Origin of the sequence: Anaerococcus tetradius, assembly GCF_947087635.1 — a bacterium.
Lineage (GTDB): Bacteria > Bacillota > Clostridia > Tissierellales > Peptoniphilaceae > Anaerococcus > Anaerococcus tetradius.
Window position 1 is genome coordinate 52047 of the sequence record NZ_CAMUDP010000007.1, and the last position, 13778, is coordinate 65824.

The following is a 13778-nucleotide window of genomic DNA, read 5'->3' on the forward strand; positions in this document are numbered from 1 at the left end:
CTCTCTAAATCTTATCTATTACGTCCGTTATTTTACTAATTGCTAATTCATAATTTGAACTTTCCATCAGCTCTCTTATACCAATAAGAGAATCTTTCAGTTCCTCGCGGCTTTTCAGTAAAGAAAGCTCATCTTCAAACTCAAATAATTTATCAACAGACCTTGCCATCATATCCGATATAGCTTGCTTGCTCCTAGCGGTATTATCAGCAATTTCTTGCAAAGATAAATCTTCGTTATAATAACAATTAATAACATCTCTTTGTTTTTCATTAAGAAGTGCGCCGTATATATCAAATAATTGAGCCACTTTTACTATTTTTTCCATAAAATCACCTGTCAAGTCTTTTACTTGACTTAGCTATTATACACCAAAAACATCCTCAAGTCAAGATAAAATATTGACTAAAAAAGCCCTTGCAAGCTTACTTTTCATAACTTACAAGAGCCTTAAACTATCTAAGGAAGATTGAAAAATGGATTTGAATCACTCTCATTTTCATCGTCAGTATCGTCTTTACTATTAATTTTCTTAGGCTTAGCCTTATCAAACTCATCTATATTAGATGAATCTATATTAAACTTAACTTCAATCTCCTTCTTTGCTCCATCCCTATAAACAGTGAGTTTTGCCTTATCTCCGACAGTATATGATAAGAGGGCCTTCCTAAGGCTGTTCATATCCTTAACATCCTTACCATCAATGGCAGTAATTACATCACCTTTTTCTATCTCACTCTTCTTATCAAAAACAGAAACTACATAAACTCCCTTATCTGTACCGAGCTTATCAGTCTTAAAGTTTGGAACTTGTTTTAGATAATCAATTGATTGGCCAGTAATTCCAAGATAAACTGAATTAAACTTGCCAGTCTTTCTTACCTTCTCTATAACGGGCTTAACAATATTAATAGGAATAGCAAAACCAATTCCATCACTATTACCAGCCTTGGCAGTATTGATACCTATAAGCTCACCATTCGTATTAAGAAGAGCCCCGCCAGAATTGCCAGAATTTATAGCAGCATCAGTCTGCATAAGACCATCCATACTTACTCCCGTATTAAACTTAACTGACCTATTAAGACCTGAAATAATACCACTAGTAACAGTTGATTGAAGCTCGAAGCCTAGTGGATTACCAATAGCTATAGCCTTATCACCTATACCGACCTTATCACTATCACCTAATTCAATAGCTGGAAGATTTTTCTTCTTAACCTTAATAATAGCAAGGTCTAAGGCTGCATCATTCCAAACAAGATCAGCCTCACTAGTTTTACCATCAGAAAAAAGCACATTTATCTGACTGACATTTCCATTACTTACTACATGGGAATTAGTTACAATATAACCATCCTCAGTAACAATAGAACCTGAACCAATGCCTTCCACATAACCAGACTGTTGGCCAAAAAATGTATTCTGAGTAACCTCGGAAATTGTATTAATACCAACAACGGAATTGATAGACTTCTTAACAACAACAGATTCTATAGACTGATTATCCTTAATATTAATATCTTTATTAGAAGCCTTATCCTCTTTACTTTCTATTTGCTTTGGACTATCAGACTTTTTAAGGCTAGCTTTATCCTTTAAAACTTCCCCATTTAGGAGAAAAAATACAAGAAAGCCACCAATAATAGCTCCCAAAAGAGCAGATAAAAAATGGAAAAAAGCTCCACCTGATTTATTACTTCTCATAACTACCTCCTGTTTTACTAATAATACAAGATATTTGTGGCAATACTTTGTCAGAAATATTAAGTTAATATAAAGTTCATAAGAAAATACGAACCTAAAATAAATATATTGTTAATCACTCACCAGTCAAGAAAAAATAACTAACAATAAGAAATCTTCAATCAACACAAATATCCCCTAGCAACTCATAAATCCTCCATACTTGTAAGCACAAAAAAAGACGCTGATTTCTCAACGTCGTTACTGGTGCGGGATAAAGGAGTTGAACCTTCACGAGAAAATTCCCACTAGATCCTAAGTCTAGCGCGTCTGCCAATTCCGCCAATCCCGCATATGGGGTGAGTAGTGAGATTCGAACTCACGGCCTCCTGGGCCACAACCAGGTGTCTTAACCAACTGGACCATACCCACCAAGCCATCACTATTTCATGATACCATCTATGAAGTAGCTTGTCAAGTTTTTCTAACAATTATTTATATTTTTTAAGTATTTAATTGCTTTATCTCTCTCTCAACAATATTTATAATACCATGTTTTTTATTTTCGTGCAAGTTTTTTTAGAAAGTTTTTATTTTTTGGCTTATGTAGTAGAATATGAGTAGAGGTGAATTATGAACAGTAGAAAAACTATACTTAAAATTTTTGCAATTGTTATTGCTATTTCAATGATAGCCCCTATTATCTATAGTGCTTACAATTCTTTTGTCGGTCTATGATTGTAAAAGAAATCAGCTATTCTGATAAGTATAACTTGTGTAGGTTGGATATTTCTTGCGAGCTTTTTTATATTTCTTATGATTTGTTTAATAAGCTACATATTGTTAAGGATGCTGAGCTTGATTTTGATACTTATAAGTTAATTCTTGCCGATAATTCCTATAATAGGGCTAAGAATTATATTCTTAGTCGTATTTCTTATGCTACAAAGACTAGTTTTGAGATTAGAAAGATTCTCAAGGATAAGGGCTATGATGGGGATGTAATCGACAGGCTGATTGATTTTCTTATTTCTTATAATCTGATTGATGATGAGGCCTTTGTCAGGTCTTTTATTGCTGATAAGTCTTCTATTAATGGCTGGCCTAAGAATAAAATCAAGTATAAGTTAAAGCTAAAGGGAGTTTCTGATTCTCTTATCGATGAGAATTTGGATCTTATTGATGATGATAAGGAGTATGAGAAGGCTTTTTATTTTGCGGAGAAAAAGGCTAGTGGAGATTTTTCTTTTGAGAGTAAGAATAAGGTCTACAGACATTTGGCTTCTAAGGGCTTTGATTTTGATATCATAGGAAGGGTTATAGCTGATCTTTTCTCATGAGTCATTTTGTTTATATTTTAAGATGTGCAGATGATAGTCTTTATACAGGCTATACTAATGATATTGATAAGAGAGTTGATGTTCACAATAAGGGCAAAGGAGCTAAGTACACTCGTGGCAGAAGGCCAGTTAGACTTGTTTTTTATAAGGAAGTTTCCTCTATGTCTGAAGGGCTAAGGCTTGAGCGTACTATTAAAAAATTTAGTAAAAAGAAAAAAGAGGACCTAGTCCATAGTTTTGGCTTAGAGAAGTAATTTTCTTCTTCTAAGTTCATCTATTAGACTAGCTCCTCTTCTTTTTATGGTCATTTCAAATAGCCCCATGGGACTAAAGCCATAGATTTCACATTCTAGACCTTTTTCTTCTGCTTTTTGTCTGAAGCTTTCTTCGATTTTTTCCTTATCTTTGTTTCTTAGAAAATCAATAAGGACCATACCACCTATGTTTCTAATTTTTAGGTTATAAATTATAAGGTCGATTAGCTTTAGATTTATGTTTTCTAAAAATTTGTCTTTATTGTTTTTTGATTTCTCAGCAGATGAGTTTACATCTATTACAGTTAGGGTTTCTAGTTGATCAATTATTAGTGATGAGTCCCCAAGGCTTGGTCTTGGATCCTTTATTAATTTTAATACTTCCTTGTAGGGATTAAAGTCTTCAATATTTACTTCTCTTACTTCTAGGTCCTTGTTTTTGGATAAATAAGAAGCTAAGAAAGAGTTTTCATAGAGGATTTTGGGAGTTGGAAAGAATTTTTCTTCTTCTATTAGCCTAGTCTTTCTTTCAAAGATTTCTTTATAGGAAGCATCATCTTTTTTCTTGCCCTTTTTTAGCCTTGGCCCCGCCTTTGGTGGGAATCTCTTTATTGAGTAGGATTCATTTTCTATTTTAAAATTAAGAGATCCAAGGGCAAGCTTGCCATTTGCTGGATCTCTTACATATTGAACGATTACATTATCGCCTATCTTGTAGGGCATAGTCGAGTTTAGATAAAGGCTTTCTCCCTTATCATATTCAACAAAATAGCCATTTAGGGCATCAATTTTGTTTACAACTCTTCCCCTATATATATTTCCTATGAGACTATCAAAAAATTTGATTTCTACTATTTTGTCGTCTATTAATTTGCCAAGAAGTTTTTTTTCTCGGTCTATAAATACATAGGATGTCATTTTTTAAACTTCATCTTTAGCTTTTCGAAAAATGATAGGCTAGCTATGCTTGTATTTCTACCATTTATGAGATTGTCGATTATCTTATCGTAGATTTCATTGGCTCTTCTTTCTCCTAAAAAGATTTTTCCTTTTGCTTCAATTTTTTCTTTGAATAGCCTGATATCTAAGTTTTCATCGACTTCATCTATAAAAAAGCTATCTTCCTCTATGCTTTCATCGACCTGGTCTATCTTAATTATTTTTACAGATTTTTTCTCATCTATTAGATTTAAGTCGAGCTTATCTATTACTATATATTCATAGGCTTCTTCTTTGACCAGTCTTTGCAAATCTTCTTTGCTTATTTCATGTTTTCCCTCTAGGAGGGGAGCGATGATAAAGTCTAGATTTTCTTCTTCATGGCACTTAACATCTTTAAAGCTATAGACCTCCTTGAAGTAATCAGCCAAATCATAGCTAATCATTCCATCTTTTCCGAAATAATCTTCTATATTTACATCATTTCTTTTTGTCGATATGAGGAGGGTCTTGCCATCTTTTTTTAGGCTTTTTGCTAGGGCTAGGGCAAAGCTAACCCTCGCCCTAGCCTCGCTTGAATTTATTATATAAACTTTCATAAAAGATTAATTCCCTTCAGTGTTTTCTTCGTGGCCTTTATGATTCATTGTTTCCTGGTTCATGGCTCCATCATGGTTCATATTACCTTCATGATTCATACCGGCTTCATCGTCCATATTTCTTGTAGCTGGGTTTGTTCCAAATTCAACTTGGTTAAAGTCAGCCTTCGAATCAGATGAGTTAGACGCACCTGTATTAAGATCAAAGTATTTTGAGACTATATCCCTCACTATAGGACTAACATTGTAGCTAGTATCTCCTTGGGTAAGGATTACTGATATGGCAATTTCTGGATCATCATAAGGGGCAAAGCCTATCATCCAAGCATAGGATGAATAATCAGAACCGTCTGCGTTTTTACCTTCTACTTCGCCTGTACCAGTCTTAACTCCTATATCTATTGGCATTTTGTTTAGGATTGGATTGTTTTGAGCTACTAAGAGTGCACCATATTTGATATCTTCAAGGTGTTTAGTATCATTTATGTCAATTCTCTTTGATTCTGGAACATTTTTGAAGAGAACTTCCTTAGAATCATGGTTGGCAATCTTACTTATTAGAGTGTATTTGTTGAGGTAGCCACCATTTGAGATGGTTGCCATTACCCTATTCATCTGTAAAGGAGTGTAAGAATTTTGGCCTTGACCTATTACTATGTTTAGCATATCCGTAACATCCCAATTAACTTGGTTTAGGTAGGTGAATTTTATAGTATCGGCAAGACCTGCTATTTGTCCATCGTATATGCCCATTGGGTCGTAGCCTTTTTCATCCAAATAATCTATGATTTTATCTCTAGTCCATTTCTTTGGATCATCTGCAAAGGAGACAATCTCGTCAATATCCTTCTTGTATTCATCTCTTGTTTTCTTAACACCATCCTTAATAAAGACAGTGAGGTTATTTTCAAGATATTTTCTAAGCATGGCCTTAGTGACTTCGATTTTCTTGCCTATTGAAGGAATGTTACCCAGACTTTCCCTTGGTATATTTATTTCTATGCCTGTTCTTTGATCAAGACCAAGCTTTTCTGCTGCAAGTCTTATATCATTAAGTTCAAGCTTTACTCCTAGGGTATCGCCATCTTCTGGGTTCTTGCCTAGGGCTAGGCAATAATAGTAATAGTTACAAGAATCTCTGATAGCCCCGTATAGATTCTCCTCTCCATGAACATGACCTGTTTCTGACCATATCAAACAAGAAAATGTACTATTACCAATATTCATGCTACCATGGCAATAGTTAGTAGCTAGAGGGTCTAGGCCTTTCTCTAGAGCTGCAAGACTTGTTACAAGCTTAAAGGTTGAACCAGGCATTACCGCTGTTTGACTTGCTATATTAAGCATAGGTCTTGGCACAAGAGGGCCTGAACCTTCCTCAACTTGGAGGGACTCCCAATCTGATGAGGAAACTCCTGTTGCGAAAATATTAGGATCATAATCTGGGTAAGAAGCTAGGGCTAAGACTTCTCCTGTCTTGACATTTGATACGACAACTGCCCCACTTTCTGCGTTTGGAGCTGACCTCATAGGAGAGAATGTTCCGTATTTTGATTGATAACTCCTACCTTCTCTTATGGCTTCTAGCACTCCCTTGAGGGATTCTTCAGCTTGTTCTTGGAGGTCACGATCTATGGTAAGGTAAACATCATCTCCTGGTTCTGATGTAGACTTGGAGATTGTTTGCCTTCTATTACCAGCAGAGTCAACTGTAACTAGGCTTCTACCATTTTTTCCCTTGAGGTTATCTTCGTAGGATTCTTCGATACCAGTTTTTCCTATGATTTCATCTCTTAGATAGCCCCTTTCATTTACATACTTATTAACTTCATTTCCTGTTGCAATAGGGCCCATATAGCCTAGGACGTGGCTGGCCAAATATCTATTTGGATAATTTCTTATTGGGATTGTATCTACAATGATTCCTGAAGCCTTGTCGATTTTTTCTTCTATTTTAAGAACTGTCGATTCATCCAAGTGATAGACTATGTTGATTGGCCTATAGCCGAAGTTACCTTGTTTATTTAATTTATTGTCTATGGTAAGGATTCCTATAGCCTCATTGTCATTGTATTTTTCTATCTTATTTACCTTTTTTATGTAGGCTAGGATTTTTCCTGCATCTTCTTCTTTGCTTAAGATATCGACAACTTCATCAGTCGAATTTGTCCTATCCTTTAGGGCGTAATAGGTGTAGAAGTCCTTTTCATCTTTAGCAAAAGTATAGGTCCAATTTTCTGGATCATCGTCAGTTATATCTATATTTGGGTAGATATTGTTTTTGGTGTTGGCATTTTGTGCCATGTATTTGATATCATTTGATAGGATTAATTTCTTTAGAAGATTATGTTTATCAGCAAGTTTAACTAGTTCTTCTACAGGTGAGCCTGCTTGTGGGTTTTTGAATCTTAAATCTACTGAGTAGTTGTTCTTATCATCTTTCTTTTCTGTAATTACTTCAGTCTCAAAGTTCGCATATATCCCCATATTTTCCAATTCCTCGATTAGGATATTGGCAGGAATTATGTATTCACCCTTATCATCTACAGTTGCCTCAGTTAAAACTTCTCCTATTGTTGAGTTTTTAACTAGCTCGTAGAAATCATCAGCAGCACTTGTTTGATAGTTGATATTTTTATATAGTTTATGAAGTTTAGCTTTCTTTTCTATATAATCTTCATCGCTTTTTACAGCACAATCCTTTAGAATTATATCATCAGCTAGGTCTTTTTCCTTTAACAAGTCATAGGCGAGTTTTCTGGCGTGAGAATTTTGGAGGATAGTTAGGATTACTGACTTATCATTTCCTATGGCATCTACTATCACATCCACTGGGTCATCATCACTTGATGCTCCTATGGCCTTTAATTTATCTTTTGAGTTCTCCTTGAATTTTAAATCAAGCTTACCGTCTACTTGTTTGACATGGCAAGGGATATCAATCCCCCTCTTTTTTAGGGCGAGCAAGGCAGTATTAGCTGTTTCATAGTTAATATTATCCTTTTGATAAGTAGATTCTACCAGATCCCTTATTAAATCATTATCTATCAGCTTTCTTACTACTGTATCCATAGGCATATGCTTGTGGGTAAAGTAGCTTTCCTTATCCTTGTATTCAAAAGAGTTTAGTCTTAAATTGAATTCTTCTGTATAGTTAACGCCGTCTTCTTCAAGGATGTCTACAAGTTTTGAAATATTTTCTATTTTCTTATTATCATCAAGTCTTGACATTTGGTCCTTGTATAATTGAACAGCAAAAGAAGGAATAGAAGTTGCCAAAATTTTTCCATTCCTATCGTAGATATTACCACGACTGGCAATATCATCTACCTCTTTAACTTTTCTATTATCTGATAAGTCCCTATAATAATCTCCTTGGATAAGCATGACCTTGAAAAGTCTAAAGCCTATTGCCAAAAACAAGATTGCAACAAAGACTTGAACAAATATCAGTCTTTTTTCTTTTGTCTTTTTCACTTAAAGACCCCCTCATATTCTATAGGTAGGAATATACATTATCTTTTTTACTATTATGTTATAGATTAGGTAAACTAGGGAATTAAGGATAGCTTCTACTACTAGAGCAAGGGGTAGATAGCTAAATATATCGCTTAATGATTTTCCCAATATGAAATAAATTATAGATACTAGGGAGAAATTGAATATAGTAAATAGCCCTGTAAGCCATATTCCTGTCGACCTATCTTTTTGTAATTTGCTTTCTCCAACAAGATAGGCTATTACAAAATATGAAAGGGCCCTTACCCCTATAAAGGGTGTTAGGAGAAAATCTTCGACAAGTCCCAAAATCAGTCCACATCTGGAAGATGTTTTGCTAGGTAGACATTGAGCTAGTGCTACAAGAGCAGGTATTAGGATATTGATATTTGCTCCAAATATATCTATTTTAGAAAATACAGAAGTCTGTAGGATAAATGATACTAATAATAATATAAAGCTTTTAAATTTATTCATCCTTATCTCCTTGGTAGTCTTCGTTTTCTATTACTTCATCTACATTATATTGGTCAGTTTGCTTTAAGACCAAAACCCTATAAAGGTGAGAAAAATCTACTGGTGAGTTGAGGGTGATGTTTTTCCTTAAAGCATCCTCACTCATGGTAACATTAGATACAGTTCCTATATAGATTCCTGCAGGATATACGCCTCCAAGTCCACTTGTTAGTAAAACATCTTTTACATTAACTTCGCTATCAACATCTAGCATATAGCCTTGGATAGTCTTTTGGGTAAAGTTGTCAATTACCCCATAATCTCCACTTTTGGAGTCAATGAAGGAGACGTTATTAGATACAGAGTTAATTGTTTCAACTCTTGCTGTCGTCTGGTAGACTTCAACCACTTTGCCTACAAGACCTGTATAGTATTTGCTATCTCCTATGGCTTGCAAGATTATGTCGTTTACTTCGATTCCGTCCTTTTTTCCCTTATCTATGGTAAAATTCTTGCTCATGGAATTGGAATCGGTGTTAACAACCTTAGCCTTCATATATGAATTTTCGCTAACTTCCATGGCTTTTTTCTCAGCTTCCAAGAAATCTTTCTTGCTAACTATTGTACTTAGCTTAGCATTTTCTATCTCCAAGGCCTTGTTTTCTTCTTCTAGCTTTTCGACAGCAGCCCTAGTATCCTTGGAACCGAGAGACCTTTCGACTTGCTCCTTAATAATGGATGAGATAGAATAGCTTAGCTTTTCTATTGGTGAAAATATGCTGTTGGCTATGTTTGATCCTGTTTGATTAATATTTTTAGTTTGAGAAGAGATAGCTATTATAATAAGTAAGATTACTACAGTTGCTACAAATCCCTTCCTATCTTTTTTCTTTCTTCTATAAGCCATAATTACCTACTTACGATACTTCACAAATCTATCAGGATCATCCAAAATAAGGCCTGCTCCTTTGATGGCATCCCTTAGAGGATCCTCGGAAATAGAAACTGGAAGGCCTATCGTTTCTGTTATATATTCGCTCATACCCTTTAGTAAACTTAGCCCACCAGTAAGGAAAATTCCATTTTTTCTTATATCAGAGCTAATTTCTGGAGGAGTCTTTTCCAAAACTTCATAAATCATCTCACAAAGTTCATTTGCAAATGGCATTATACACTCAATTAAACTTTTACTAGTAACTTCTACCGTTTTTGGCATTGCACTAGCAAGGTCTCTGCCATCAACCTTCATTGCTAGGTTCTTATCCTTTAATCTCAGACTTACTAGCTTATTTTTTACTTCTTCAGCAGTATTCTTGCCTATTTCTAAGCCCAGATTCTTTCTAAAATATTCAATAATTTCTTCATCTATATAATCGCCACCCTTATTAAGGCTCTTGTTTATGATTACCCCATTTAAGGAAAGGACAGTAGCTTCAACTACCCCAGCTCCAAGATTTAGCATAAAGACTCCCCTAGGCTGGTCAGGATTAAGATCCATCCCGTAAGCTGCCGCCAAAGACTCATCTACAAGGATTACATCCCTACTTCCTGCATGAAGGGCTGCATCTTCCACTGCTCTTTTTTGAATATCGGTAATGCCAGATGGAACACAAATTACAACCCTTGGTTGAAGAATTGAAAATCCACTATTAACCTTCTTAAAAAAATAATTAAGTAGGGCTTCTGTAAGGTTTATATCAGTTATATTGCCATTGACTATTGGCCTTACTATATGGATATTATCGTGGGTCTTGCCAAGCATGGCCTTAGCCTCATTACCTATAGCCAAAACCTTGCTATTATTATCATCCAAGAGTAAATAGCTTGGTTCTTCCGCTATCAGACCCTCACCCTTTTTATATACTAAGATATTGCTTGTGCCAAGATCTATGGCAAAATCTGAAGCAATCATTCTAAATCTCATCATCTACACCCCTTACAAATTCCCTTCTTTTTTAAAACTATAAAAGCAATCTTTCCCAATAATAATATGATCTAATACTTCAATATCCAAAAGCTCGCCCGAATCGGCTAGTCTTTTAGTTATTGCAAAATCTTCCCTTGATGGATTTGGATTTCCAGATGGATGGTTGTGAACAATGATTATTGACTTTGCACTTTTCTTTATAGCTTTCTTAAAGACTTCCCTAGGATTAACTATAGTAGAGTTTAAATCTCCCATAGATACAAAATCCTTAGCAATAATCACATTTTTAGTATCCAGTAAGATTGCATAAAAATATTCTTTCTTAGCATTTTCTAGCTTTGTTTTCATTATTTCATAGACGTCATTACTAGATGTTATTTTTTCAATCTTCCTATCTAGGACTCTCTCATTTATCCTACGACCCAGTTGGAGGGCGGCTACGATTTTACTAGCCTTAGCTTCTTTGATTCCCTTAATTTGGCGAAGCTCTACAACTTCTATCTCCAAAAGTTCTTCATAGCTAAAGGTATCTAGAATTTCTTTGGATAGGTCTATGACGTTTTTTTCTTTGTTGCCTGTTGAAAGGATAATAGCCAAAAGCTCCTCATCGCTTAGACTATCGAAGCCTTCTCTTATCATCTTCTCCCTAGGTCTGTCGAATTGATCTAAATCCTTAATTCTTTTTGAATTGTTCATCTTTTATTATCCCAATCTTTTCCATGTGCTTAATAATATAATTAGAACTTAGGCCGACAAAAAATCCACTAAAAGTTCCTATAAATACTAGCAAGGGAAAGTAATAATACATCTTAATATTGCCCATAACTATTGAAGCGACAAGAACTTGACCAAAATTATGGAAAAAAGCTCCAATCTCGCTTATGCCTATAAAACTAAGCTTATCTTCTAACAGCCTTAAAGAAAGACTCATAGCAAGGCTTGCAAGAATTGCTCCAGCTACTGAAAAAAAGAAGGAGCTAACCATACCTGTTGCCAAAACCAAGAGGAATGATTTAAGAACTCCTATCAAAAGAGCTGCCCTAAGTCCGAAAAAATACAAGCTTACTAATAATATTATATTTGAAAGTCCAAGTTTTGCACCCGGAATTGGAACAGGCATGGGAATAAAATGCTCCAACAAGGAGATAGCAAGAGCCATCGCCGTAAGTAGGGCTAAAGTTGTAACTTTTCTTACATCCATTTTCATCTAATCACCTTATCTATCTTATCTTTCCTACTATCCTTAGGATTTTCGGAATAGACTTCTAAATACAACCTATGTGGCAGGCAAATAATAGTCTCTCCTACATCAGAAATCGGAGACATATGTGTGCATATTTTATCAGAGCAATCCGCATCTGAAACAAAAGCCTTGCCATCTTTTATTTTAACTATATTATAATGACCCTTATATTCAATCTTAAACTTTTGATCCTTAGTCAGTGGCACTTTCTTAATTACCTTAGAATCTTGCTTAATAACTAAAATATTTCCCCTATCTTTAGATGTAATCCTTGAAATAATCAAAGAAGAAGCTAGGGAAAATACCAGTAGAAATATTATAACAAATATATCAGCTTTCTTAATTTTCATCTTATACCTCGACTTTAAGTTTATCATTTTTATCTTGATATTGTCAATTTTAGGCACAAGAAAACAGTGCAGAAATTCCGCACTGTTTTTATCTTATTCAAATACTTCTATACATTTGTTTGGGCATTTTTCTGCTGCTTGTTTTAGCAAGTCATGATCAAATTCATTGCCTATTTGCTCAACTGATAAGAAGTTATCCATAGCGAAGGCTTCTGGATAAGTCTTTGCACAAATTGAACAACCTATACATGAATTACCACAATTTGTCCTTGCGTCCTTGCCCTTGTCATGGCTTGAACAAATAACAACTTGTTTTTGACTAAATGGTACAAGGGTTATTATATTCTTTGGGCAAGTTGTAACACACTTACCACAAGCAACACATTTTTCTCTATCTACTAGGGCTACTCCATCTTTAACATGGATTGCATCAAATGGACAAGCTTTCTCACAAGATCCACAACCAAGACAACCATAGTTGCAAGCTTTTTTACCACCAAAGAGGGCAATTTGAGCTCTACAATCTTCAAGACCTGAATAAGCATAAAGGTCTTTTGCGGCATCACATGTTCCGTCACATTTGACTATAGCGACTTTTCTATCGCTTCCACCAGCAGATTCAACTCCCATAACCGCAGCTATCGCATCGGTTGTTGATTTACCACCAATAGCACAAGCATTAACTGGTGCTTCTCCCTTTGCTATAGCTGCTGCAAGTCCATCACAGCCAGGGAATCCACAAGCACCACAGTTAGCACCTGGCAAGCAGTTTCTAACTTGTTGCTCTTTTACTGATTTTTCTACATGGAATTTCTCACTGACAAATCCCAAGGCTACTGCAAAGACAAAGCCTAGGATAGCCAAGACGGCTATTGGTATTATAACAGTTTCTATCATAACTTCCTCCTATCAAAGTCCTGCAAAACCCATAAAGGATATTGCCATAAGTCCAAGAGTAACTAAGGTTATAGGTACTCCCTTAAAGGTTTCTGGTAATGAATTATATTCTATTCTTTCTCTAATGTAGGCAAGAATCATGATTGCTAGCATGAAACCAACTGATGCAGAAAGTGCATAAACTATTGTTTCTATTAGAGTGTATGATGATTCAATTGCCTTAATAGCAACACCTAAAACTACACAGTTTGTAGTAATAAGTGGAAGAAATACTCCCAAGGCTCCATAAAGAGCTGGCATTGATTTTTTCATTACAGTTTCTACTGATTGTACTAAGGCTGCGATTACTAATATAAATACAACTGTTTGTAAGAATCCAATATTTAACGGATTAAGTATGTAGTATTGAATTATCCAAGTGATAATAGATGCTAGGGTTATAACGAATATTACTGCCAAACCCATTCCTCTGGCGGTTTCTACCTTGCTTGTTACACCAAGTGAAGGGCAGATACCTAAGAATTGACCGAGTACATAGTTACTTACGAAAATAGTTGCAATGATTATTGAAAATAGATTTCCCATAATA

15 protein-coding genes and 2 tRNA genes are annotated in these 13778 nt (G+C 35.1%); 2 read left to right on the forward strand and 15 right to left on the reverse strand.

Going from position 1 to position 13778, the window contains the following annotated elements; all coding sequences use genetic code 11:
• Positions 1 to 4 precede the first annotated feature (4 nt).
• From ylxM to P6936_RS03565, 4 genes are all read right to left on the reverse strand, one after another.
• The gene (gene ylxM / locus P6936_RS03550; protein ID WP_004836465.1) at positions 5 to 328 is read right to left on the reverse strand and encodes a YlxM family DNA-binding protein; all 324 of its coding nucleotides are present in this window, start codon (positions 326 to 328) and stop codon (positions 5 to 7) included.
• Between the two features lie 131 nt (positions 329 to 459).
• Entirely contained in the window at positions 460 to 1707 is a 1248-nt protein-coding gene (locus P6936_RS03555; RefSeq protein ID WP_276880866.1) for a S1C family serine protease, read from the reverse strand.
• Positions 1708 to 1951: 244 nt separating this feature from the next.
• Positions 1952 to 2038, reverse strand: a tRNA-Leu gene (locus P6936_RS03560).
• Between the two features lie 3 nt (positions 2039 to 2041).
• Positions 2042 to 2118 (reverse strand) — tRNA-His (locus P6936_RS03565).
• Positions 2119 to 2420: 302 nt separating this feature from the next.
• On the opposite strand from P6936_RS03565, the gene P6936_RS03570 reads away from it, so the two are divergent.
• Positions 2421 to 3026, forward strand: a complete 606-nt coding sequence (locus P6936_RS03570) for a regulatory protein RecX (protein WP_276880867.1) — start codon at positions 2421 to 2423, stop codon at positions 3024 to 3026.
• Positions 3023 to 3280, forward strand: coding sequence for a GIY-YIG nuclease family protein (locus tag P6936_RS03575; protein ID WP_276880868.1), 258 nt, complete (start codon positions 3023 to 3025; stop codon positions 3278 to 3280). The genes P6936_RS03570 and P6936_RS03575 overlap by 4 nt, the downstream gene beginning before the upstream one ends.
• On the opposite strand, the gene P6936_RS03580 is transcribed toward P6936_RS03575, so the two are convergent.
• From P6936_RS03580 to P6936_RS03630, 11 genes are all read right to left on the reverse strand, one after another.
• Positions 3269 to 4198 (reverse strand): ribonuclease E/G, encoded by a 930-nt coding sequence (locus tag P6936_RS03580; RefSeq protein WP_276880869.1) that lies wholly within the window; start codon positions 4196 to 4198, stop codon positions 3269 to 3271. The genes P6936_RS03575 and P6936_RS03580 overlap by 12 nt on opposite strands.
• Positions 4195 to 4818 (reverse strand): hypothetical protein, encoded by a 624-nt coding sequence (locus tag P6936_RS03585; RefSeq protein ID WP_276880870.1) that lies wholly within the window; start codon positions 4816 to 4818, stop codon positions 4195 to 4197. The genes P6936_RS03580 and P6936_RS03585 overlap by 4 nt, the downstream gene beginning before the upstream one ends.
• A gap of 6 nt (positions 4819 to 4824) precedes the next feature.
• A complete protein-coding gene (locus P6936_RS03590) occupies positions 4825 to 8295 on the reverse strand; it encodes a penicillin-binding transpeptidase domain-containing protein (RefSeq protein ID WP_276880871.1) in 3471 nt (1156 codons plus the stop codon).
• A 12-nt stretch (positions 8296 to 8307) separates the two neighbouring features.
• Positions 8308 to 8793 (reverse strand): rod shape-determining protein MreD, encoded by a 486-nt coding sequence (gene mreD, locus P6936_RS03595; protein ID WP_004836472.1) that lies wholly within the window; start codon positions 8791 to 8793, stop codon positions 8308 to 8310.
• Positions 8786 to 9679: a rod shape-determining protein MreC gene (gene mreC, locus P6936_RS03600; RefSeq protein WP_004836473.1), complete on the reverse strand. Its 894-nt coding sequence runs from the start codon at positions 9677 to 9679 to the stop codon at positions 8786 to 8788. Before mreC ends, mreD begins: the two co-directional genes overlap by 8 nt.
• Before the next feature lie 6 nt (positions 9680 to 9685).
• Positions 9686 to 10696 (reverse strand): rod shape-determining protein, encoded by a 1011-nt coding sequence (locus P6936_RS03605; protein WP_276864506.1) that lies wholly within the window; start codon positions 10694 to 10696, stop codon positions 9686 to 9688.
• 12 nt (positions 10697 to 10708) lie between these two features.
• Positions 10709 to 11395, reverse strand: coding sequence for a RadC family protein (radC, locus tag P6936_RS03610; protein ID WP_276880872.1), 687 nt, complete (start codon positions 11393 to 11395; stop codon positions 10709 to 10711).
• A complete protein-coding gene (locus P6936_RS03615; RefSeq protein WP_004836476.1) occupies positions 11373 to 11906 on the reverse strand; it encodes a Gx transporter family protein in 534 nt (177 codons plus the stop codon). Before P6936_RS03615 ends, radC begins: the two co-directional genes overlap by 23 nt.
• Positions 11903 to 12292: a NusG domain II-containing protein gene (locus tag P6936_RS03620; protein ID WP_040349282.1), complete on the reverse strand. Its 390-nt coding sequence runs from the start codon at positions 12290 to 12292 to the stop codon at positions 11903 to 11905. The genes P6936_RS03615 and P6936_RS03620 overlap by 4 nt, the downstream gene beginning before the upstream one ends.
• Before the next feature lie 93 nt (positions 12293 to 12385).
• Positions 12386 to 13189, reverse strand: coding sequence for an RnfABCDGE type electron transport complex subunit B (locus P6936_RS03625; protein WP_004836478.1), 804 nt, complete (start codon positions 13187 to 13189; stop codon positions 12386 to 12388).
• Positions 13190 to 13201: 12 nt separating this feature from the next.
• A complete protein-coding gene (locus tag P6936_RS03630; protein WP_004836479.1) occupies positions 13202 to 13774 on the reverse strand; it encodes an electron transport complex protein RnfA in 573 nt (190 codons plus the stop codon).
• Positions 13775 to 13778 lie beyond the last annotated feature (4 nt).

Excerpts from the sequence above, each read along its gene's own strand:
- P6936_RS03575 (WP_276880868.1), top strand. The coding sequence starts at position 3,023 with ATGAGTCATTTTGTTTATATTTTAAGATGTGCAGATGATAGTCTTTAT.
- P6936_RS03630 (WP_004836479.1), bottom strand. The coding sequence starts at position 13,774 with ATGGGAAATCTATTTTCAATAATCATTGCAACTATTTTCGTAAGTAAC.
- P6936_RS03570 (WP_276880867.1), top strand. The coding sequence starts at position 2,421 with ATGATTGTAAAAGAAATCAGCTATTCTGATAAGTATAACTTGTGTAGG.
- mreD (WP_004836472.1), bottom strand. The coding sequence starts at position 8,793 with ATGAATAAATTTAAAAGCTTTATATTATTATTAGTATCATTTATCCTA.
- ylxM (WP_004836465.1), bottom strand. The coding sequence starts at position 328 with ATGGAAAAAATAGTAAAAGTGGCTCAATTATTTGATATATACGGCGCA.
- radC (WP_276880872.1), bottom strand. The coding sequence starts at position 11,395 with ATGAACAATTCAAAAAGAATTAAGGATTTAGATCAATTCGACAGACCT.
- P6936_RS03585 (WP_276880870.1), bottom strand. The coding sequence starts at position 4,818 with ATGAAAGTTTATATAATAAATTCAAGCGAGGCTAGGGCGAGGGTTAGC.
- P6936_RS03615 (WP_004836476.1), bottom strand. The coding sequence starts at position 11,906 with ATGAAAATGGATGTAAGAAAAGTTACAACTTTAGCCCTACTTACGGCG.
- P6936_RS03620 (WP_040349282.1), bottom strand. The coding sequence starts at position 12,292 with ATGAAAATTAAGAAAGCTGATATATTTGTTATAATATTTCTACTGGTA.
- P6936_RS03555 (WP_276880866.1), bottom strand. The coding sequence starts at position 1,707 with ATGAGAAGTAATAAATCAGGTGGAGCTTTTTTCCATTTTTTATCTGCT.
- P6936_RS03605 (WP_276864506.1), bottom strand. The coding sequence starts at position 10,696 with ATGAGATTTAGAATGATTGCTTCAGATTTTGCCATAGATCTTGGCACA.
- P6936_RS03625 (WP_004836478.1), bottom strand. The coding sequence starts at position 13,189 with ATGATAGAAACTGTTATAATACCAATAGCCGTCTTGGCTATCCTAGGC.
- P6936_RS03580 (WP_276880869.1), bottom strand. The coding sequence starts at position 4,198 with ATGACATCCTATGTATTTATAGACCGAGAAAAAAAACTTCTTGGCAAA.
- mreC (WP_004836473.1), bottom strand. The coding sequence starts at position 9,679 with ATGGCTTATAGAAGAAAGAAAAAAGATAGGAAGGGATTTGTAGCAACT.